Origin of the sequence: Streptomyces sp. col6 (assembly GCF_008042035.1) — a bacterium.
Lineage (GTDB): Bacteria > Actinomycetota > Actinomycetes > Streptomycetales > Streptomycetaceae > Streptomyces.
Window position 1 is genome coordinate 138,203 of sequence record NZ_RDBL01000027.1, and the last position, 19,541, is coordinate 157,743.

Consider the following 19,541-nt stretch of genomic DNA (forward strand, 5'->3'; position numbering starts at 1 on the left):
AGCGGCGGATGTCCCACCGGCGGTGCGCGACGCAGACTTTACGGAGATCAGCGGGCCACCGCAGGGGGCGGGAAGGGGAGCCCCCAGTATGACGTAGAAGGGCCGGACACTATGACGGAACACAATTCCAGCGGTTACATGGAGTACGCGGACCAGGTCTGGTCCGGCGAGGAGTCGCTGCTGGCCCACTTCACGGGGAAGTTCGCCGCCGGCGGTCTTGTCCCGGTCGGTGAGCGGACCGGGTTCTTCCCAGCCTTTGCGAACGTGGCCGTCTTCGACACCGGGGACGGACTGGTGCTGATCGACTCGGGCGACTTCCGTACCGCGTCCCGGCTCCATGAGTCGGTCCGCGGCCATTCATCGGCGCCGGTGAGTACGGTGGTGTACACCCACGGCCATGCAGATCACGTCTTCGGCGTGGGGCCCTTCGACCGGGAGGCCGCCGAGGCCGGGACGGCGCGTCCTGAGGTTGTCGCGCACGAGGCGGTGGCTGCGCGTTTCGACCGCTACCGGGAGACGGCCGGTTACAACACGTGGATCAACCGGAGGCAGTTCGGCGTGCCCACCCTGCAGTGGCCGACGGAGTACCGCTACCCGGACACGACCTACCGCGACCGGCTGACTGTACGCAGGGGAGAGCTGACCTTCGAGCTGGTGCACGCCCGCGGTGAGACGGACGACCACACTTATGTGTGGATCCCAGAGCTGCGGACCCTGTGCACGGGCGATCTGTTCATCTGGAACTCGCCGAACGCCGGCAACCCCCAGAAAGTGCAGCGCTACCCCGTGGAATGGGCACGGGCGCTGCGCGACATGCAGGACCTCGAAGCGGAGGTGCTGCTCCCCGGGCACGGTGTGCCGATTCTCGGCGCCGGCCGCATCCGGCAGGCACTAGGCGACACGGCCGAGCTCCTCGAATCCCTATGCACCCAGACGCGCGATCTGATGAACGCCGGCGGGCGTCTTGACGAGGTGCTGCATGGTGTGAAGGTTCCGCAGAGCCTTTTGGACAAGCCGTATCTGCACCCGGCGTACGACGAGCCGGAGTTCGTCGTCCGGAACCTGTGGCGCCTGTGGGGCGGCTGGTACGACCAGAACCCGGCGAACCTCAAGCCCGCACCCGAATCCGCGCTGGCCGCCGAACTCGCCGACGCGGCGGGTGGTGCGCAGGCGCTGGCGGAACGGGCGGAGCAGTTGCTCGGCCGCGGGGAGCTGCGGCTGGCGGCGCACCTGGCCGAGACCGCCGCGCTGGCCGCACCGGCCGACCGCGAAGTCGCCCGGATCCGGGCCGGGGTCTTCGCGCGCCGGGCCGCGCGTGAGACCTCTACGATGGCGCGCGGCGTCTTCAACTGGGCGGCGGCCGAATCCGCCGCCGTGGCGGCGGGCACGGACGTCGCCACCGAACTGACGCGCAGTGACGAGGGGCGGCGACGGGCCGCAGGAGCCATCAGCGTGGGCGTCGTCGACGACAACAGCTGCGGATGCGGCGCCCCCGCGGACGCCGGTTCCGAGCACGAGGTGCGACCGTGAAAGCAGTCACCGTCGCGGCGCGGCGCACGGTCCCGGCACATACCGGGCCCGGCGGACGGCAGGCATGGACGACCACCTGGCTCCTGCTGGCGTTCATGGTGGTGAACTTCGCCGACAAGGCCGTCCTGGGACTCGCGGGGCCGGAGATCATGAAGGAGTTCGGACTCGGCCGCCAGGAGTTCGGCGTGGCCCAGGCCGCCTTCTTCAGCCTCTTCTCGCTGTCCGCGCTGGGCGTTTCGTTCCTGACTCGCAAGGTGCGCACATCGGTGCTCCTCGTGGCGATGGGCCTGCTCTGGTCGGTCACCCAGCTGCCGATGCTCTGGGGCGCTGCGGGTTTCGGGACACTGATCGTCACGAGGGTGCTGCTCGGCATCGCTGAGGGGCCCGCGGCGCCGGTGGCGGTCCACCATGTGCACGGCTGGTTCGAGCAGCGGGAGCGCACCCTGCCGACGGCCGTCCTCATGGTGGGCGCGGCGGCCGGCGTCGCGGTGGCAGCACCCACCCTCGGGGCGGTGATCTCCCACTTCGGCTGGCGCTGGGCCTTCGGAACGGCGGGTATCGCGGGACTGTTGTGGGCGGCGGCCTGGACTGTCAGGGGCAAGGAAGGGCCGCTGGCCCCGCCCGTCGGCCGTGCGGCTGACGCGGAATCCGAGGCCGGGGAAGTACCGCTGCGGGCGGTCTTCTTCTCCGGCACGTTCATCACGGCAGCCCTGGGTGCGTTCGCGGCCTACTGGGTGATGAGCGCAAAGCTGACCTGGCTGCCGGACTATCTCCAGACGGTGGTGGGCTGGGACCTCGGGCAGGCCGGTGCCGCGGTCGGTGGGGGTGCTGTGGCCAACGGTGTGGTCCTGCTGGCGCACGGGCTGCTGGCCCGCCGGGCCGCCCGGTGTGGCACCGGAGGAAGACTGCCCGCGGGCGCCGGTGCCGGTCTGCTGCTGGTGGCCTCGGCGGGTGCGGTGACCGTGTTCGCCACCGTCGACGCGCTATGGATCAAGGTCCCGATGATGTTCGGCCCCATGGCCCTCGCCCTGGTCATGATTACTGTCGCGCAGACGGCGATTGCCCGGATTACGCCGCCCTCCCAGCGCGGAGTCGTCCTCGGCGCCCTTGTGGCGGTGTTCAGCCTGGGGGGCGTGGTGTCGCCCCTGGTACTCGGCCGGATCGTGGACAGCGCGGCGACCGCGACGTCCGGCTACGAGAACGGCTGGCTCGTCACCGCCGCCCTGCTGCTGATCACCGGCATCCTGGCAGCCCTGTTCATGCGCCCGGAAAGGGACGCCCGGCGCCTCGGCGTCCCGGAATTCGCCTCCACCGGCATTGCGGTCAGCCACTGAGAGACGCCCTGCCACGCCCGACAGCGGTGGGCAGGGCGAGCGGCGATCGAGCTGGGGGCGGGACACCATGGTGATGACGGCGGATGAGGCCGGCGCACAGGTCCTGGCCTCACACCGGTCCGCCGGCCGCCGCCGAGGCGGCGTCGTCCACGGTGAGGTGGCGGCCCCACGGGCCGAGGCGGTCCGCCAGAGCGTGCCGGGTCAGGTCCTGTTCGGCGCGTGCCCGAACGTGCGCCAGGTGCAGGGCGATGTTCATCCTGGCCAGTTCCTCTCGCAGCTCGTCGAGTGTGTCGAGGACGGGGATCCCGAGGCGGTAACTGCCGGTCAGGTCCAGGACGACGGCTCGCGGGGGAGGAGTGGTGCGCTCGACCTGGTCGCGGACGGCGAGACGGACGCGGTTGACGTTGCCGAAGAACAGGCTTCCGTCGGGCCGTACGGCGAGCACGCCGGGGGTCGTTGCGGCGTCCGGGTGCTGTGCCGTGTCGGCGTACAGACGGGTTCCGGGCAGGCGCCCGAGGACAGCGACGTTGCGGCGGCTCGCCGCGGCGATGAACAGGACGAGGGAGAGCACCACGGCGAGAAGCAGTCCGGGCAGCAGGTCGAAGAGCAGCACCCCGATCAGTGCAGTGAGCGCCACCCACAGACTGCGCCTGTCGTGGGCCGCGTAGCGCCGCAGCTCGCCCATCCTCATGAAGCCGCGTACGGCGATGATCACGATGGCGCCCAGGACCGGCTCGGGCAGGTCGGTGAAGAGCGGGGTGAGGAAGGCCCCGGTCAGCAGGATCAAGGCTGCGGCGATCAGGGACACCAGGCGGGTACGGGCGCCCGCACCGGTTGCCGCGGCGCTGCGCGACGCGCTGCCCGAGACGGCGAAGCCCCGGACCAGGCCGACGGCGATGTTGCTGAGGCCGACCGCGGTCATCTCCCGGTCGGCGTCGACCTCCTGGCCGTGCTCGCGGGCGAAGCGGTTGGCGATGCTGAACGCTTCGGCGAAGACCACCAGGGCGACGCCGAGCGCACCTGCGGCCAGGGCGATCCAGTCCTCGGCCGGGATGCCCGGCAGATGCGGAACCGGGACGGCCGAAGGGATCGTGCCGACGATGTCCACGCCATGGTCCTTCAGGCCCAGCGCCGCGGACAGGACGAGTCCCAGGACGAGCACGATCAGCGCGGCGGGGAGGCGGGGTACGAACCGTTCGAACAGGAACAGCAGCGCCAGTGCGGCCGCTCCGACGCCGAGTGTGGCGAGCGACCAGTCGGGCGCCCTGCTCAGGAGGGTCCACAGTCGCTCGAAGAAGTCGCCGTCCCCGCTGGAGACGCCGACGAGTTTGGAGCCCTGGCGGACGACGATGGTCAGGGCCATTCCGAACAGGAAGCCGACCAGGGCGGGCTCGGCGAGGAAGTTGGTGATGAACCCGAGACGGGCGACGCCGGCAACCAACAGCACCACTCCGACGATGACCGCGAGGGCAGCCGACAGACCGACGGCGTCCTTGGGGTCGCCGCTGATCTTGGAGACCGCTGCCGCAGACAGGACCGCCGCCGCGGACGTCGCGCCGATGATGAGGAAATCGGAACGCCCGAACAGCGCGTACACCAGCAGAGCCACCGGGGCGGCGTAGAACGCGCTCTGCGGAGGCACGCCGGCGATCTGCGCGTACGCGACACTCTCCGGGACGATCAGGGCCCACGCCGTGAGTGCCCCGAGCATGTCGCCCCGCAGCATGCCCTTGCGGTAGTTCCCCAGCCAGTCAGCCACCGGCAGGTTTCGTCGGTCCTGCCCGCCGCTCATGTGGACACCCCCGTAGAACCGATCGTCGCTTGCCCCACGGCTGGCTCCCTCCCGCCCGGCGTCCTGTTCCTTACGCCTTCTCGTCCGGTCGGGCGCGCACGCAGAAATGCGAACAGGTGGCCCGTCGGTCCGATGACGTGCGGCAGCACGCGCATGAGGCGGTACGCGGCAGCCCGTGGACCGAGGTGCTGAGGATGCGCTTCGACACGATACGTGAAAGTTTAGGCCGAAATATGTGCTATGGGTGAGGAGGGGTGACGTGTCCGAGGTGAGTGTCGACGAAGCGCGGAAGGCTGCGGCAGAGGGCTGGATCTGGGGACTGGCGCTCCTGGAGAACTACCGAACGATGTACCCCCAGGCGATCGACCCGCAGGACCCCCGGTACGTAGGAGGGTTCGGGCGGTTCAGGCACTACTCGCAGCCGTTCACTCCAGCCAACACGGACGTGGTGACGCCGAACAACGACACCCCATACTCTTGGGCGTGGCTCGACCTGCGGGCGGAGCCGTGGGTGGTGTCGGTGCCGGCCGTGGACCGGTACTACGTGCTGCCGGTACACGATCTGGACACCTCGTACGTCGGATACGTCGGTGCCCGTACGACCGGCCCGGACGCGGGAGACCATCTGGTCGCCGGGCCCGGCTGGGACGGTGAAGTCCCCCAAGGCATCGCGGGCGTGCTGAGAGCCGACTCCTTCCTCGTCGGGATCCTGGGCCGTACGTACCTGGCCGGGCCCGACGACGTACCGGCCCTGCGGGAAATCCAGGCGGGGTACCGGCTGCACCCTTTGTCGGAGTTCACCGGCTCGGCCGCGCCGCACCCGGTCGACGAACCGGTGTGGCCGATCTGGCGGGAGGAGGACCTCGGCACCGTCGAGTTCTTCACCCTGCTGGACTTCCTGCTCCAGTTCTTTCCCGTACTCGACAGCGAACGCTCGCTGCGGGACCGGCTCGCCGCGTCGCTCGGGGTCACGGGAAGCGGCGAGTTCGAGCCCGCCACGCTGGCCCCCGAGATCCGAGCCGCGGTCGAGCAGGGCATCGCGGACGCCCGCGCCCGGCTCGACGAGGCGAAGAAGGACGCGGCCGACTCCACCCACTGGTTCGGCACCCGTGCCGACCACGGCACCGACTATCTGACCCGGGCGGTCGGCGTCGACAAGGGCCTGTACGGTCTGCCGGCCGCCGAGGCGTGGTATGCGGGCTGGGTCCAGGACGATCTGGGCAACCGCCCGCCGGACGCCGCGACGCACGACCACGTCATCCACTTCGCTCATGGGGCACTGCCCCCGGCTCGCTATTTCTGGTCGGCGACCATCTACCGGCTGCCCGAACGGCTGCTTGTCGACAACCCCATCGGCCGGTACTCGATCGGCGACCGTACCCCCGGCCTGGTCCACGACGACGACGGCGGCCTGACCCTCTATGTGGGCAAGGAGCGGCCGCAGGACCCGAAGAGAGCCGCCAACTGGCTGCCTGCCCCCGACGGCCCCTTCACCATCGCCATTCGCGTCTACGGCCCCGAGGCTTCGGTCCTCGACGGCTCCTGGACACTGCCCGCCCTGCACGCCGACGTCCGAAAGAGCCAGCCGTGACCAGCAGGACCGAAAGTCTTTCCGGCCTGGCCGCAGACGCGTACGTCTACGGCTACCCACTCGTCTTCGACGTGTCGATGATCTCCGCGTCCGTGCACAAGGGCTTCGGCTCGCTGCCACCCACCCCCTTCAACCAGTTCGGGCACTCCACCAAACTGGCCACCCCCGACGCCCACTTCGTGTCCGTGAACAACGACACCGTCTACTCCATCGCCCAACTCGACCTCTCCGGCGGCCCGGTCCTGCTCCACGTCCCGGACACGGACGGCGCGTACTACGTCCTGCAGTTCGTGGACGTGTGGAGCAACAACTTCGCCTACCTCGGAAAGCGCGCCACCGGCACGCAGGAAGGCGACTGGCTCGTCGTCCCGCCCCGCTGGACCGGCACCTCCCCCGCCGGTGTGCGCGGTGTGATCGAGGCGCCGACCACCGTCATCTCCGTCGTCGGCCGCTACGCCTGCGACGGGCCGAACGACATGCCCCGCGTCCACGCCCTCCAGCAGCAGCTCACCCTCACCGCCCCCGAAACCGGCAGCAGCTCGCCGGTGCTGCCCGCCCCCGATCCGGACGTACCCGAAGAGCTCCGCTTCTGGGAGCAGCTGAGGGTCTGGATGGCCGCCTTCCCGCCCGCCGGTCCCGACCGGGGACACCAGGAGCGCTTCCAGCCGCTGGGCCTCATCGAAGAGGGAACCTCGCCATACGTGAACCCCGGCCCGGCCCTCGCCGAAGCCCTCGGAGCAGGTTTCACGGCGGGCAGGGCACGGGTCGAGGCCGCGTCGAAGCCGCCCGCCGACGGCAGCCACCCGCCGGGAGCCTGGGAGATGAACCCCCACCTCTTCGACTACAACCTCGACCACCTCGGCATCGGGACGATCGACGCACCGCAGTGGAAGATCGCCGACCGGCAGGCGTCCTACCTCGTCCGCGCCGCGGCGGCGCGCGTCGGCCTCTGGGGCAATCACGGTTACGAGGCGGTGTACGCGCACACCTTCACCGACGCCGACGGCGAGAAGCTGAACGGCTCCCGCTCCTACACCCTGCGCTTCGAGAAGCCGCCGCCCGTCGAGTCGTTCTGGTCGGTAACCATGTACGACACCCCCGACTACTACCTCGTCGCCAACCCCGCCAACCGCTATTCACTCGGCGACCGCACCCCCGGCCTTGTGTACGGCGACGACGGCTCCCTGACCGTCGTCATCCAGCAGGAACGGCCCGACGACGCGGACGAGGCCGCGAACTGGCTGCCTGCCCCGGAAGGCGACTTCCGGCCCATGATCCGCCTCTACACCCCCGGACCGTCCGTCCTCGACGACACCTACCGGCTGCCGCCCGTCCAGGCGAGGAGCTGAGGCCGCCGTGGGAGACGCCATCGGGCAGATGCTCGCGTCCGCCGTGGGTATCGCGATCAGTCCACTGCCGCTGATCGCCGTGATCCTCATGCTGGCCACCCCCAAGGGCAGGCGCAACGGCATCGCCTTCACCGCGGGCTGGGTGCTCTCGCTCGCCGTACTGGTCACCGTCGTCATCCTCGCCGGCTCGGGCGGCAACGCCTCCGGCGGCGGCGACAGTCCGGCTTCCTGGACACTGTGGCTCAAGCTGGGACTCGGCGTTCTGTTCCTCCTCATGGGCGTCAAGCAGTGGAAGGACCGGCCGCGGGAGGGCCGCGCGGCCGACCAGCCGGGCTGGATGGCGGCGATCGACCGGTTCAGCCCCGCCAAATCCGCCGGCCTCGCCGCAGCGCTCGCCGCCGCCAACCCCAAGAACCTGGTCCTCGCCGTCGGCGGCGCCGTCTCCATCGCCGCGAGCACCGCCCCGGCCGGCGGCAAGGCCGTAGCCGCCGTCCTCATGGTGCTGATCGCCTCCCTCTGCACGCTGCTGCCGCTCGGCGTCTACCTCCTCGGCGGCTCCAGGTCGGCGAAGGTGCTCCGCGAGTGGAAGGCCTGGATGGGCGCCCACAACGCGGCCATCATGACTACCGTCCTGATCATCCTCGGCGCCAAGTACATCGGCGACGCGGTGAGCGGCCTGTCGGGCTGACCTGCGCCCGACCGACAGCCCAGAACTGCCAGGCAAGCAGCCGTCATCGGAGGCATGCGATTCGGCCTACCCCCGGCGAGCTGCACCGGTACCCAGCAGCCTTCTGATCGCGCTCAACGCACTCTTTGGCGTGAACGTCTTCGAGCCCCAGCCAGGGCTGCTGCCTGCCGTGGCGCTCTCCCTGGTGCTGTTCATCGCCCACGCCAGCGAACTCAACCTCGCGGTCTGATCTTTGCGGGGTCACGGACGACGGCGGTGACGTGGTGGCCACGGTCCAACGCTTCACGCAGCACACGGCTGCCGATCGCGCCATTGGCACCGAAGAGAGCGATCTTTGCCACAAAGGGCTCCTCACGGAACGGAGAACGGGGGAGTGGGTCAGCGGGCGAGGGTGATGGTGACGGGCTTGTTCGGGCAGGGCGCGGTTGCCTGCACGAGGGTGTTGCGTTCGGTGTTGTCGATGGTGAGTTGCCAGCGGAGCTTGGTGGCGATCCAGTCGGTGAGGTACTGGCAGGCCACCACCGCAGGCACGAAGCTCAGCTTCCTAGCTGCCGATCACCACGGCACTAGCAGCCTTGCCATCGACGCCACCACTCAAGCCGTCACCAAGCGCTACACCACTCCCTTCGGCGCCCAGCGCGGCACAAAACCCACCACTTGGCCCGACGACAAAGCTTTCCTCGGGAAACCAACAGACCAAACCACCGGTCTCACCCACATCGGCGCCCGTGAATATGATCTAGCCATCGGTCAATTCCTCAGTATCGACCCCCTTCTCGAACTAAGCAGGCACCAAACTCTCAACGGCTACAGCTATGCGGGACAGGCACCTACCACGAACTCCGACCCCACGGGTACGTGTGTCGACCCGGGGAACGGTCACTGCCTGCCCGGCAACAACACCGGAAATCCTGACCCGTCCTATCCGATTAATACAAATCCGGACCCCACCGCTACGGCGCCGCCCACCAGCGGTAGTGGGAACGGAGATGACGGAGGGGGCAGTGGGGGCGGGGGAGGAAAGTGGCTTTCGAATATCTCGGGCGTCGGAAGTACCCTCTGGAATTACGGAACTGCAGTATTCACCACGTCGGACGTATGGTGGGGTGCCCTGGAGGTCACCGTCGGAGTCGCCACCATGTTTCAAGGCGGCGGCGACGTCATGGGCGGAGCGCTGGCGTGTGTAAGTGTTGCCGGCTGCGTAGCCGGCGCACCAGTTGCCGCCCTAGGAGCTGGCATCATGGTCGGTGGTGCCTACACGACCAAACATGGTGCCTCTCGCTTCAGTGACGGGCTGAATCAGGAATTCTCAGAGGGGAAGAGCAAGGGGAGAATAGCTCAGGAGAACGGGGAGTCGTACGAAATCGCTCTTCAGAAACACTTTAATGGCTTGCCCGGAGATAAGCCGGGAAAGCCCGGCTTCATGAAGGGTGGCCGGGACTTCGATGGTAGATATTTGGATCAGAGCTCTGGGGAAGAGATCTGATATGAAGCAAAATCCGGTAAATACTGGGAGCGAGTGAACTCCGTCGGAATGGTATGCAATACAAGGTGGTGTCGGAGGTTTCGATACCGGAAAATATTGCCTCTCACCTTTCGAAAAAAGGGATACCCTATGAGGTAGTTCCTCGGTAGAATCTACTCGCCTGTTCTCATGTCGTGGCGTGAGAACAGGCGAGTTTCCATCGCTTCTGTATTGGTGTGTGTATGTCTCGGGATTTTGGTTTCAAGTTCCATCTCCGCAGCGCGATCGGCGTCCGGAGTATTCTGAACCATCTTGTTCAGGCTGGATGGAATCCGGACGACTATGGATCCGTAAGTTACTTGGTTGATCCAGATTTTTTCGATTGGCAGTCAACCGAATTGGAAAATGTGGAATCCGTATACGAGTCCCTTTCTGCGACCCAGGAATCTCGCCTGCCGTGCGCCATCGTGCTTACTTGGAAGGATACGCAAATTGGCGGCTCGTTCATTTTTATGCCTTCCAAGGAGGAGGTGACTTTGAGTCCGGTAATTAATCCTGTCCGTCGTGCGGATTGCGAAATGCTCCTTGATTTTGAGTGGTATCTGTCACGATTGGTCGCTGTTTTGGAGTCCGTAGGAATGTCTGGATTGGAGACGTTCGACTACGCTGATTGATGAACCTTGAGGGCTGGCGGCTCGTGGATACTGGGGGCGCCACCGGGGTATGAGGTATTCAAAGGGGTGTGCCCCTATGTGTTTGGTCAAGGTCCAAGGCCAGTAGGTTCGTGCGGTGAAGGGCGGGCCGAGCCGTAGGGGTGTGCATGTCTGATAGCCAGGTCACGATCAAGCTCACGAGTGACGAGGCATTGGTGCTGTCGCACTGGCTGGAGAAGCTCTAGATGACGGACCTTAGCCGCGTGGTCGACGATCCGGCGGTCTGGGCACCGATCCATCGCATCGCCGGAACACTCGTCAAGACCCTTCCCGAGTTGTTCGCGCCTGACTATGACGAGTGGCTTGAGGCCGCTCGTCAGCGGCTTCGGCCGGAGGGCTGATCGAGCGGTCTGGGCTCCTCACCTGGCCGCGGCCGGTTGGGGTTCGTAGAAGGTTCCGTCGCGGAGCATCGCGAACAGAACGTCGGCCCGGCGCCGGGCGAGGCAGAGCAGGGCCTGGGTGTGGTGTTTGCCCTGGGCGATCTTCTTCTCGTAGTAGACCCTCGACGCCGGGTCGCTCAGAGCTGCGAACGCGGAGAGGAAGAAGGCGCGTTTGAGCTGCTTGTTTCCTCTCCGGGAGGGCTGTTCGCCGCGGATGGAGGAGCCCGAGCTGCGGGTCGCCGGGGCGAGTCCAGCGTAGGCGGTGAGGTGGCCGGCGGTCGGGAAGGTGCTGCCGTCGCCGACCTCGATCAGGATGCGGGCTCCGGTCCTGACGCCGACTCCCGGCATCGAGGTCAGGACCTTGGAAAGAGGGTGGGCCTTCAGCAGTTCCTCGATCCGCCCGGCCAGCAGCTTGCGCTGGTCAAGGACAGCGGCCAGCGAGCCGGCGAGGCTTGGGACGATCAGCGCAGCCGCCTCGGTCCCCGGAACGGTGACGGTCTGCTCGTCCAGCGCGTCGAAGATCTCCTCGACCAGCCGCTCGGCCATCCTGGGCGCCTTCGGCCGCAGCAGGGTGACCAGCCGCCGCCGTCCGGCCTTGCGTATCTGGGGCGGGGACCCGAACCTTTCGAGCAGCGTGAGGACGGCCGGGTGCTGCAACCGCGGCCCAAGGACTCGTTCCAGCGACGGGTGGATCTGGGTGAGCAGGCCGTGGAGCCGGTTCGCGATCCTGGTGGCCTCGCCGGCCAGGTCGTCGTCGAAGCCGACGATCATCTCCAGCTACCGCTCCGCGTGGGACGGGCTGGCCGGGACCTTCGCGTTCCACCCACTGCGCGAGCCGCCAGGCCCCGCTGGAATGCCGCCTTGGCCTTGCTCCCGGCCTTCTTCGGGCCCTTGAGCGCGGCGGCCAGCCCGGGACGGTGCTCCGCCGGGGTCGCGGCCGCCACGGGGAGGGCCGCACCCCGTACGCCCAGCGCCTCCAGCCGCTCGCGCTGTTCGGGCATCAGCTACGCCCAGGTGCCCGGCTCCTGCTGTCGCCACCGCCACGTCCCGATGTCGTCGCCCTCGAACGTGACAGTGCTGGCCGCGAGCATCCAGGGATGGACCATGAGAAGCCCGCTGCGGTGTACCGGCTGCAGGCGTGAACGGCCAGGGCTCTGAGGGCCGGGCCGGAATCGATCCACAGCTTGTCCGTCAGCGGCGCACACCGACAACCCTGCATGACGCACCACCAGCCCGCAGGCGCCCGCCAGCGGGACATGGCCGCAGGCGGGCCGCCACGATATGCCCTGTAAGAGCGGGAGGGTGTTACGGGTATTGCTCCCTTCCCAGTGGGTGTGGTGAATGGCTCTGGGCTGGGGAAATGTGGTGGGAAGGTCTTGACCTGTGTGATGGCAGCGTTACGAGTTTCTGAACCTCTTGCACCATGTCCGCCTCGTTGGCTCGGCAGGCCGCCGCTTCGACGCGTTGACGGCCGAGCCCTCTTGCGGAGGCTCGGCCGTCAACGTGACGCGCAGGGCCTGATCAGCCGCGAGCCGGGCGCGGACCTTCTGCCGATCGGGTGGGCGCCGAGCAGGGCAAGCACCACGCGCGCCGCACGCTCGGCTTCCTCCGCTGTGTCGGATTCGCCGCGTTCCTTCACACGGTCGAGAACGCTTCGCGTCGCAAGGTCATCAGCCGCCACCCCTTGGTGTTGTCGGTTCCACAGGGGGGCGGAGGCCGGGGAGGGGGAGGTCGATGGGCCGTCCTCCGCACCGGTTCCGGACTGGTCAGCCGGAGATTTCCTTGCGGCCGGAGCCGGTGCCGATGGAGACCTTGCGGGGCTTGGCGCGCTCCGCGAGCGGGATGCGCAGGGTGAGAACGCCGGCGTCGTAGTCGGCCTGGATGCGCTCGGTGTCGAGGGTGTCGGCGAGCATGATCTGGCGGGAGAAGACGCCCAGGGGCCGCTCGGACAGCTCCATCTTGACGTTGTCGGCCTTGGCCGTCGGCCGTCGCTCGGCCTTGACGGTCAGCATGTTCCGCTCGACGTCGATGTCGATCGCGTCCGCGGTCACGCCGGGGACATCGAAGGCCACCACGTACTCGTCGCCCTCGCGGTAGGCGTCCATCGGCATCACCGATGGCTTCGACCAGGTGCCCGGACCCGTCAGCTGCTGCGCCATCCGGTCCAGCTCACGGAAGGGCTCGGTGCGCATCAACATTGTGAAACACCTCCAGCAGGGTCGAACGGTTGCTGCCAATGCGCTGCACAGACCCTGTTGTAACATGTCATCCAGTGGATGACAAACATGTCGTCGTCAACCTGATGACATTCTGAAGGAGGTGCCCGTGACCGCAGCCCATCAGCCGCCCGCGCCCGGTAGCGAGGCCCGCAGTCCGGCGTCCTTCATGGCTGCCGCGGCAGCCCTGGCCGCCATGGACGACGCGTTGCGCGACGCCCAGAACGACACTTCCGACGCCCTCGGGCCCGGCCCCGAGCAGGCTCTGGCCTCGCTCATGCTGCTGCGGCAGGTGCGCGAGCAGCTCGCCGGCTGGGAGACCGGTCTGATCGAAACCGCCCGCGATGCAGGCGCCAGCTGGGCAGAGCTTGCCCATCCCCTTGGTGTCGCCAGCCGCCAAGCTGCTGAACGCCGCTACCTGCGCGGCCGGCCCGGCCCCGCCGGTACCACCGGAGAACAGCGTGTGCAGGCCACCCGCCAACGCCGCGCCGCCGACCGCACCGCCGCCACCTGGGCCCGAGCCAACGCAGCCGACCTGCGCCGCCTCGCCGGACAGATCACCGCTCTCGCCCACCTCACGCCCGAAGCGCGCTCGGCACAGGCCGCCCTGCACACCGCTCTCGGCGCCACGGACGCCGCCGAACTCATCGCGCCCCTGGCCGGCATGCGTCCCCACCTCGACGCCCGCCACACCGCTCTCGTCGACTCCCTGGACGTCCTCGAAGCCCACCGCACGACGACAGCCTCCGACGAAGACTGACCCGCACACGCAGAGCCATCCTCCGTCCGCGGTGCGCACCACCTGCGCGTCACGCCGACGAGGCCCCTGCCCGAGCCCCATCCGTACCTGACCTTCCGCTGAAAGGACCCAGCATGCCCAGCAGCGTCGAGACGCTGGAATTCCAGGCCGAGACCCGCCAGTTGCTCCGACTGGTGATCCACTCGATCTACTCGAACAAGGACATCTTCCTGCGCGAGCTGATCTCGAACGCCTCCGACGCCCTGGACAAACTGCGGCTGGCATCACTGACCGACGCCAGCCTCACCGAGAACGGCACCGCTGACCTGCACATCTCGCTGGAGGTCGACAAGAACGCCCGCACCTTGACCGTCCGCGACAACGGCATCGGCATGACCCGAGATGATCTCGTGGAGCTGATCGGCACGATCGCCAAGTCCGGCACCGCCGCCCTCCTGGAGAAGATCAAGGAGTCCAAGGACGCCGCCACCGCGGAGAGTTTGATCGGGCAGTTCGGCGTCGGCTTCTACTCGGCGTTCATGGTCGCCGACAAGGTCACCGTGCGCACCCGGCGGGCTGGCACCGACTCCGGTACCCAGTGGGAGTCCGACGGCGAGGGCTCCTACACCATCCAGGCCGCCGCCGGCGACCTCCCCGTCGGCACCTCGGTCACCCTGCACCTCAAGCCCGCCGACAGCGAGGACGGACTCGCCGACTACCTCTCCGAATCGAAGATCCGACAGATCGTCAAGCGCTACTCGGACTTCATCCGCTGGCCGATCCGCATGGCCACCGACCGGAGCGATGCCGACGGCGAAGCCACCTCCGACCTCGACACGCTCAACTCGATGAAGGCGCTGTGGGCCCGGCCCCGCAGCGAGGTGACCGAGGACGAGTACAACGAGTTCTACCAGCAGATCAGCCACGACTGGCTGCCCCCGGCCGAGACGATCCATATGCGCGCCGAAGGCACCTTCGAATACGAGGCGCTGCTGTTCATCCCCGAACAGGCCCCCTTCGACCTGTACTCCCGCGAGTCCAAGTCCGGCGTGCAGCTGTACGTCAAGCGGGTGTTCATCATGGACGACTGCGAAGCGCTCATGCCCAACTACCTGCGCTTCGTCAAGGGTGTCGTGGACGCCCACGACCTGTCGCTGAACGTCTCGCGCGAGCTCCTCCAGCACGACCGCCAGATCCAGGGCGTGCGCCGACGCCTGGTCAAGAAGGTCCTCGGCGCACTCAAGGACATGCAGGCCAAGGACACCGAGCGCTACACGAAGGTATGGGCCCAGTTCGGCCGGGCACTGAAGGAGGGCCTGCTCGAGGACCCGGACAACACCGAAGCCCTGCTGGAGCTGGTGTCGGCCGCCTCCACCCACGACCCGGAGAAGACCACCACACTGCGCGAGTACGTCGAGCGCATGAAGGACGGCCAGGACACCATCTACTACCTGACCGGCGAGACCCGGGCCATGGTGGAGAACTCCCCGCACATGGAAGCCTTCGCCGCCAAGGGCTACGAGGTGCTCATCCTCACCGACCCCGTCGACGAGGTATGGGTCGACCAGGTCCCCGCCTTCGACGGCCATCGCCTGCAGTCCATCGCCAAGGGCCAGGTCGACCTCGACGAGTCCGCCGACGGCGAAACGGAAACCGACACGGACAAGGCCCAGCGCGAGCAGGACTTCGCCGCCCTTCTGCCCTGGCTGACCACTACCCTGTCCGACCACGTCAAGCAGGTACGCCTGTCATCACGCCTGACCACCTCGGCAGCCTGCATCGTCGGTGACGCCCACGACGTCACACCCACCCTGGAAAAGATGTACCGGGCCATGGGCCGGCAGATGCCCACCGTCAAAAGGATCCTGGAACTCAACCCCACACACCCCCTGATCACCGCACTTCGCACCGCACACCACGCAGACGCCGAGGCCCCCGCTCTGACGGAGATCGCCGAGCTGATCTACGGCAGCGCGCTGCTCGCCGAAGGAGGAGACCTGCCCGACCCGGCCCGCTTCACCCGGCTCCTCACCGACCACCTGACCCGCACCCTGTAATCACAGAAGCAGCCCTGCACAGAGGAACCGTCTGTTCCGGCATTCCGCTCGGAGCGCTGGAGCAGACGGTGCGACCGTGACCGCTGCCAGGTGGACCATGTCCCCGCGCGTCAGGAAACCGCCCAGGCCATCTGCTCTGGGCGGGATCATGGGACGGCGGGGCGGGTGCGCATCGGGTCGTCATACGCCGGCGAGGTCGGCGTCCGCAACCGTTCGTGGGCGCCCTTCCACCAGGCGAAAGAGCTTCGCCGCATGAAGCGGCGTTCTCGGGTGTCCCAGGCTCATGTGCTGCGTTGGTCGTGTGTGTCCTGGCGGAGCTGTTCGGTGTGCCGCGTGAAGGTGTCGATGCGTTCGGCGAGGCCGGCGTCTTCGGGCCGTAGGTACGCGCGCGCGGCGGTCAGCGGGCGGACGAGGCGGGCAGGGTCGTTATCGGCGAGTGCCAGGTTCAGCTCGCCGACCGCGTCCTGGGCATTCTCGGGCAGGTCGGTGAGGGCGGTGATCTGTCCGGCGAGGCGGCGCAGGTCCGCTGCGTTGTCGCGGGCCCATGCGGTGACGGTGCGGTCCGCGGCACGCGAATTACGGGTGGCCTGGACACGCTCCTCACCGGTGGATCCAGGCGTGCCGGGGCGCAGTCGCAGGTAGCGGCGCTCCGCGGCCTGGCGGCTGGCGACACCGAGGGGGCCTGCGAGGTCGGCCCAGCTTGCTCCCTGCCCGCGGGCGGTTTCGATCAGTCCGCTCTCCCAGCCGGCGAGCTGTTCGCGGACCTCGCGCAACGTCAGCAGGGCCGCCAGGGCCGGGCGCGGGCCCGCGTCAGCCGGAGGTGGCTCCGCGTTCGGTCTCCGGGCGGCGGATCGCTGTGCGTCTTTCAAGGACTGGTTGATCGCTTCCAGCGCCGCGGAGGCGGCGAGAAAGGAGACCGGCGCGGCCGGTGTAGGGGCTTCGTTCATGGAGCTCTCCGTATCGCGTCATCCTCCAGATGACTCTGCGCTTGTCGTCGTTTGGATGACATGTTACAACGGTGGCACGTTGAAGCGCATTGGCAGTTTCTGCCTGAACCAACTGGAGGTGTTTCGCGATGTTGATGCGCACCGACCCGTTCCGCGAGATGGACCGGATCGTCCAGCAGCTGTCGGGTACGTCCGGTACGTGGTCGAAGCCGTCGGTCATGCCGATGGACGCCTACCGCGACGGAGACGCGTACGTGATCGCGTTCGACCTGCCCGGTGTGAGCACCGAGGCGATCGACATCGACGTCGAGCGGAACATGCTGACCGTGAAGGCGGAGCGCCGCCCGGCCGCCAAGGCCGACTCCGTGAAGATGGAGCTCTCCGAGCGGCCGCTGGGTGTCTTCTCCCGCCAGATCATGCTGGCCGACACCCTGGACACCGAGCACATCGAGGCGGACTACGACGCGGGTGTCCTGACCCTGCGGATCCCGATCGCCGAGCGCGCCAAGCCCCGCAAGATCAGCATCCGCGCCGACGCCGGCCCCAAGCAGATCTCCGCCTGAGGTCTGCGCACCAGCAGCCAGCGGAGGGCGGGGGAGAGCCGACCCCCCTCCGGCACCCGCCCTCCGCCACCATCCTGATCTTCTTCACCCCTCTTTCCGGAGGTGATGTCGATGTCGATGCGCAGGGAGCCGTTCCTGGCCCACGTCCAGGAACGCGGCGAGTACGAAACCGCTGAGGAAGCCGACCGCGTTGCCCGTGTCGTCCTGGCGCTGCTTGGTGCCCACCTGGTCGGCACGGTCCGGGCCGAGCTCGCCGCCCGGCTCCCCGAGACGTACGCCCTGATCCTCCTGAACCCGCTGCAGGCTGCCGAACCGCTTTCCCCCGAACGGTTCGTGCGGGCGACCGCGGCCTGGATCGAGGGCGCCACCGAGGAGACCGCCCTGTGGGACATCGGCGCGGTCCTGTCCACCGCGGCCGCCGCCGCGGGCGATGTCCTCATCCGCGAGGTCCTCCTCCAGCTCCCGCCCGGATACGACCTCCTCTTCGGCCACCCCCAACCGGTCTGACCGCCACCGGCCCAGACCGGCTCCCTCTGCACAGAAAGGCAGCCACAACCGTGTACGACCAGCCTCGAACGAACGCCTCCCAGACGGCCATGACGTTCGACCAGATGCTGGAACGCGTGCGCTACGAGGGCGCCTACCCCACCCGTGAACGCGCCGCTGAAGCCGTCCACCAGGTCCTGTCCGCTCTCGGCCGCCAGCTCACCGGCGACGAACGCGTCTACCTCGCCCAGGTGCTGCCCGTCGAAGCCGCCCTCACCCTGACCGCCCAGATCCCCGACACCGAACACCTCACCGGCTGGGGCTTCGTCAAGGACCTGGCAGCCCGCACCGGTGCCACCCCGGCCACCACCCGCTGGGACACCGGCGCCGTCCTCGCCGTCGTCACCCGCCTGGCCGGCCCCGACCTCCTCGCCCGGATCCTGCGCCGGCTTCCGGGCGGCTACGCCCTCCTCTTCGGCCAGGCAGAACTGCGCCGTCCCGCGCCTGCCGCCGCCTGACCGGCACCCCGGCGGGCGGGCACACGAGACGGGTCCGGGACCGCTACTGCGGTCCCGGACCCGTCGTGTGAGGCGGAGTCTCAGTGCTTGAAGGTGTCCTTGATCTTCTCCTTGGCCTGGTGGGCGTCGCCCTTGGCCTGCTCGGCGCGACCCTCGGCCGTCAGCCGCTCGTTGCCCGTCAGGCGGCCGGCGGTCTCCTTCCGGGCAGCGGGGGCGGCGATCCGGGCGCGGGTGGATCCCGCCGTGGACGTGGCGCTCGCCGCCGTCGACGTCGCCGCGATCGTTTTCACCGTCCGCGAGAAGTTCTCCCGGCGCCACATCCTGGCCGAAGCGCGCCGGCACCTGCTGGAGACGCTGCGCGGCCGCGAGTTCACCCCCGGCCTGGACGACTCCATCGCCGACCGGGCCCTGCTCCGCCACTCCCGCCGCCACACGGTCACCAAGCCCGGCCGTGGGGCGCCGACACCGGACCGGATGACCTACACCGCCGACTTCCCCCTGCCGCACCGGTGGTGGGCCGCCCCCGCCCAAGGCGCATCGCCTCGTGAGTCCAGCCGCTACGAGCGCGCCCGACTCGCGAGCCTCGCCGTGCAGAACGCGATCCGCGACGCCCGCATCCGAGCGGACACCGCCACCGAGGCGGCGACCACGACCTTGACCGTCTTCACACCCGCCGATCACCGCGACCTCGAGGGCGCAACGGCGTCTGCTCCCCACGCCGTCGACCACCCCGGCCGGGACACCGCCCTCACACCGGCACAGCGGTCCGCAGCCGTCCGTGCCCACCAGCAGGCCGCGATGCCCGAAGCTGCCGACGGACCCGACAGGCAGGCCGATCCCGCCAGCCGCTGACCGCGTCGAAGACGTTCGCGATCGGCTCCGCGACCCGGCAGCCGCACGCGACATCCTCGACCTCGACGGCTTCCACCCCCGCGTCCAAGACATCGTCCTCAACACTCCCGGGGCCCTCGAACTGATCGACAACCTGGTGTCGTACGCGATGCTGCTCGCGGGCCCCCGCAGCATCGCCGTCGGATGCGCCGGCGGCCGTCACAGGGCCTGCGGTTTGGTCCAAATCATTGGCCAACGCATCGGCGACCTGGGCCGGGAAACCACGATCGAGCACATGCACGCCCATCTCCCCCGCGTGCTGAAGACGGCCGCCTCATGATG

At 68.4% G+C, this 19,541-nt stretch carries 20 protein-coding genes and 2 pseudogenes; 15 read left to right on the top strand and 7 right to left on the bottom strand.

The genetic code is table 11. The features are described 5' to 3' along the window. The first annotated feature begins 111 nt into the window (after window positions 1-111). Both EAO73_RS27730 and EAO73_RS27735 read left to right on the top strand, forming a co-directional pair. Entirely contained in the window at window positions 112-1,530 is a 1,419-nt protein-coding gene (locus EAO73_RS27730; protein WP_147974277.1) for an alkyl sulfatase dimerization domain-containing protein, read from the top strand. Continuing rightward, a complete protein-coding gene (locus EAO73_RS27735) occupies window positions 1,527-2,864 on the top strand; it encodes an MFS transporter (RefSeq protein WP_191134249.1) in 1,338 nt (445 codons plus the stop codon). Before EAO73_RS27730 ends, EAO73_RS27735 begins: the two co-directional genes overlap by 4 nt. 109 nt (window positions 2,865-2,973) lie before the next feature. Here the strand turns inward: EAO73_RS27735 and EAO73_RS27740 are convergent, their stop codons facing one another. Beyond that, a complete protein-coding gene (locus EAO73_RS27740) occupies window positions 2,974-4,623 on the bottom strand; it encodes a SulP family inorganic anion transporter (RefSeq protein ID WP_191134250.1) in 1,650 nt (549 codons plus the stop codon). A 292-nt stretch (window positions 4,624-4,915) separates the two neighbouring features. On the opposite strand from EAO73_RS27740, the gene EAO73_RS27745 reads away from it, so the two are divergent. From EAO73_RS27745 to EAO73_RS27755, 3 genes are read left to right on the top strand one after another with little or no spacing between them, the layout of a single operon-like run. Beyond that, a complete protein-coding gene (locus EAO73_RS27745; RefSeq protein ID WP_147974280.1) occupies window positions 4,916-6,247 on the top strand; it encodes a DUF1254 domain-containing protein in 1,332 nt (443 codons plus the stop codon). Then, window positions 6,244-7,596 carry a DUF1254 domain-containing protein gene (locus EAO73_RS27750; protein ID WP_224756486.1) on the top strand — a complete coding sequence of 451 codons (1,353 nt, stop codon included), beginning with the start codon at window positions 6,244-6,246 and terminating at the stop codon, window positions 7,594-7,596. The genes EAO73_RS27745 and EAO73_RS27750 overlap by 4 nt, the downstream gene beginning before the upstream one ends. Window positions 7,597-7,603: 7 nt before the next feature. Continuing rightward, window positions 7,604-8,284 (top strand): GAP family protein, encoded by a 681-nt coding sequence (locus EAO73_RS27755; protein ID WP_147974281.1) that lies wholly within the window; start codon window positions 7,604-7,606, stop codon window positions 8,282-8,284. A 227-nt stretch (window positions 8,285-8,511) separates the two neighbouring features. Here the strand turns inward: EAO73_RS27755 and EAO73_RS27760 are convergent. After that, window positions 8,512-8,625, bottom strand: a pseudogene (locus EAO73_RS27760) (NAD(P)H-binding protein); the annotation flags it as partial. Between the two features lie 37 nt (window positions 8,626-8,662). Further along, window positions 8,663-8,815: a hypothetical protein gene (locus EAO73_RS36855; RefSeq protein ID WP_224756487.1), complete on the bottom strand. Its 153-nt coding sequence runs from the start codon at window positions 8,813-8,815 to the stop codon at window positions 8,663-8,665. On the opposite strand from EAO73_RS36855, the gene EAO73_RS37425 reads away from it, so the two are divergent. The 3 genes from EAO73_RS37425 (at window position 8,784) to EAO73_RS27775 (ending at window position 10,803) form a co-directional block, all read left to right on the top strand. After that, on the top strand, window positions 8,784-9,770 hold the full coding sequence (locus EAO73_RS37425; protein ID WP_412075383.1) for an RHS repeat domain-containing protein: 987 nt from the start codon (window positions 8,784-8,786) through the stop codon (window positions 9,768-9,770). The genes EAO73_RS36855 and EAO73_RS37425 overlap by 32 nt on opposite strands. A 221-nt stretch (window positions 9,771-9,991) precedes the next feature. Beyond that, complete coding sequence (locus tag EAO73_RS27770; RefSeq protein WP_147974283.1) at window positions 9,992-10,423, top strand: hypothetical protein; 432 nt, start codon at window positions 9,992-9,994, stop codon at window positions 10,421-10,423. A gap of 224 nt (window positions 10,424-10,647) precedes the next feature. Further along, window positions 10,648-10,803: a hypothetical protein gene (locus EAO73_RS27775; protein ID WP_224756488.1), complete on the top strand. Its 156-nt coding sequence runs from the start codon at window positions 10,648-10,650 to the stop codon at window positions 10,801-10,803. Between the two features lie 18 nt (window positions 10,804-10,821). On the opposite strand, the pseudogene EAO73_RS27780 reads toward EAO73_RS27775, so the two are convergent. After that, window positions 10,822-11,795, bottom strand: a pseudogene (locus tag EAO73_RS27780) (IS110 family transposase); the annotation flags it as partial. Between the two features lie 813 nt (window positions 11,796-12,608). Then, the gene (locus EAO73_RS27795) at window positions 12,609-13,040 is read right to left on the bottom strand and encodes an Hsp20/alpha crystallin family protein (RefSeq protein ID WP_147974284.1); all 432 of its coding nucleotides are present in this window, start codon (window positions 13,038-13,040) and stop codon (window positions 12,609-12,611) included. Between the two features lie 127 nt (window positions 13,041-13,167). On the opposite strand from EAO73_RS27795, the gene EAO73_RS27800 reads away from it, so the two are divergent. Both EAO73_RS27800 and htpG read left to right on the top strand, forming a co-directional pair. Next, window positions 13,168-13,818, top strand: coding sequence for a type III effector protein (locus tag EAO73_RS27800; protein ID WP_147974285.1), 651 nt, complete (start codon window positions 13,168-13,170; stop codon window positions 13,816-13,818). Window positions 13,819-13,931: 113 nt separating this feature from the next. Continuing rightward, a complete protein-coding gene (htpG, locus tag EAO73_RS27805) occupies window positions 13,932-15,854 on the top strand; it encodes a molecular chaperone HtpG (RefSeq protein WP_147974286.1) in 1,923 nt (640 codons plus the stop codon). Window positions 15,855-16,135: 281 nt separating this feature from the next. Here the strand turns inward: htpG and EAO73_RS27810 are convergent, their stop codons facing one another. After that, a complete protein-coding gene (locus EAO73_RS27810) occupies window positions 16,136-16,801 on the bottom strand; it encodes an HSP18 transcriptional regulator (RefSeq protein ID WP_147974287.1) in 666 nt (221 codons plus the stop codon). Window positions 16,802-16,929: 128 nt separating this feature from the next. Between EAO73_RS27810 and EAO73_RS27815 the strand changes: the two genes are divergently transcribed. From EAO73_RS27815 to EAO73_RS27825, 3 genes are all read left to right on the top strand, one after another. Beyond that, on the top strand, window positions 16,930-17,364 hold the full coding sequence (locus EAO73_RS27815) for an Hsp20/alpha crystallin family protein (protein WP_147974288.1): 435 nt from the start codon (window positions 16,930-16,932) through the stop codon (window positions 17,362-17,364). A gap of 111 nt (window positions 17,365-17,475) precedes the next feature. Further along, the gene (locus EAO73_RS27820) at window positions 17,476-17,871 is read left to right on the top strand and encodes a DUF2267 domain-containing protein (RefSeq protein ID WP_147974289.1); all 396 of its coding nucleotides are present in this window, start codon (window positions 17,476-17,478) and stop codon (window positions 17,869-17,871) included. Between the two features lie 89 nt (window positions 17,872-17,960). Beyond that, a complete protein-coding gene (locus tag EAO73_RS27825; protein WP_147974290.1) occupies window positions 17,961-18,368 on the top strand; it encodes a DUF2267 domain-containing protein in 408 nt (135 codons plus the stop codon). Window positions 18,369-18,448: 80 nt separating this feature from the next. Here EAO73_RS27825 and EAO73_RS27830 read toward each other — a convergent pair whose 3' ends face one another. Then, a complete protein-coding gene (locus EAO73_RS27830; protein WP_147974464.1) occupies window positions 18,449-18,589 on the bottom strand; it encodes a CsbD family protein in 141 nt (46 codons plus the stop codon). Between the two features lie 22 nt (window positions 18,590-18,611). On the opposite strand from EAO73_RS27830, the gene EAO73_RS27835 reads away from it, so the two are divergent. After that, window positions 18,612-19,220, top strand: coding sequence for a hypothetical protein (locus EAO73_RS27835; protein WP_191134251.1), 609 nt, complete (start codon window positions 18,612-18,614; stop codon window positions 19,218-19,220). Continuing rightward, a complete protein-coding gene (locus EAO73_RS37430) occupies window positions 19,147-19,539 on the top strand; it encodes a hypothetical protein (protein WP_147974291.1) in 393 nt (130 codons plus the stop codon). The genes EAO73_RS27835 and EAO73_RS37430 overlap by 74 nt, the downstream gene beginning before the upstream one ends. Window positions 19,540-19,541: the final 2 nt, after the last annotated feature.

Bases quoted from the DNA above. Each gene is read 5' to 3' on its own strand.
- EAO73_RS27770 (WP_147974283.1), top strand. From the start codon at position 9,992: ATGTCTCGGGATTTTGGTTTCAAGTTCCATCTCCGCAGCGCGATCGGC.
- EAO73_RS27795 (WP_147974284.1), bottom strand. From the start codon at position 13,040: ATGTTGATGCGCACCGAGCCCTTCCGTGAGCTGGACCGGATGGCGCAG.
- EAO73_RS27820 (WP_147974289.1), top strand. From the start codon at position 17,476: ATGTCGATGCGCAGGGAGCCGTTCCTGGCCCACGTCCAGGAACGCGGC.
- htpG (WP_147974286.1), top strand. From the start codon at position 13,932: ATGCCCAGCAGCGTCGAGACGCTGGAATTCCAGGCCGAGACCCGCCAG.
- EAO73_RS27825 (WP_147974290.1), top strand. From the start codon at position 17,961: ATGACGTTCGACCAGATGCTGGAACGCGTGCGCTACGAGGGCGCCTAC.
- EAO73_RS27810 (WP_147974287.1), bottom strand. From the start codon at position 16,801: ATGAACGAAGCCCCTACACCGGCCGCGCCGGTCTCCTTTCTCGCCGCC.
- EAO73_RS27775 (WP_224756488.1), top strand. From the start codon at position 10,648: ATGACGGACCTTAGCCGCGTGGTCGACGATCCGGCGGTCTGGGCACCG.
- EAO73_RS27815 (WP_147974288.1), top strand. From the start codon at position 16,930: ATGTTGATGCGCACCGACCCGTTCCGCGAGATGGACCGGATCGTCCAG.
- EAO73_RS27730 (WP_147974277.1), top strand. From the start codon at position 112: ATGACGGAACACAATTCCAGCGGTTACATGGAGTACGCGGACCAGGTC.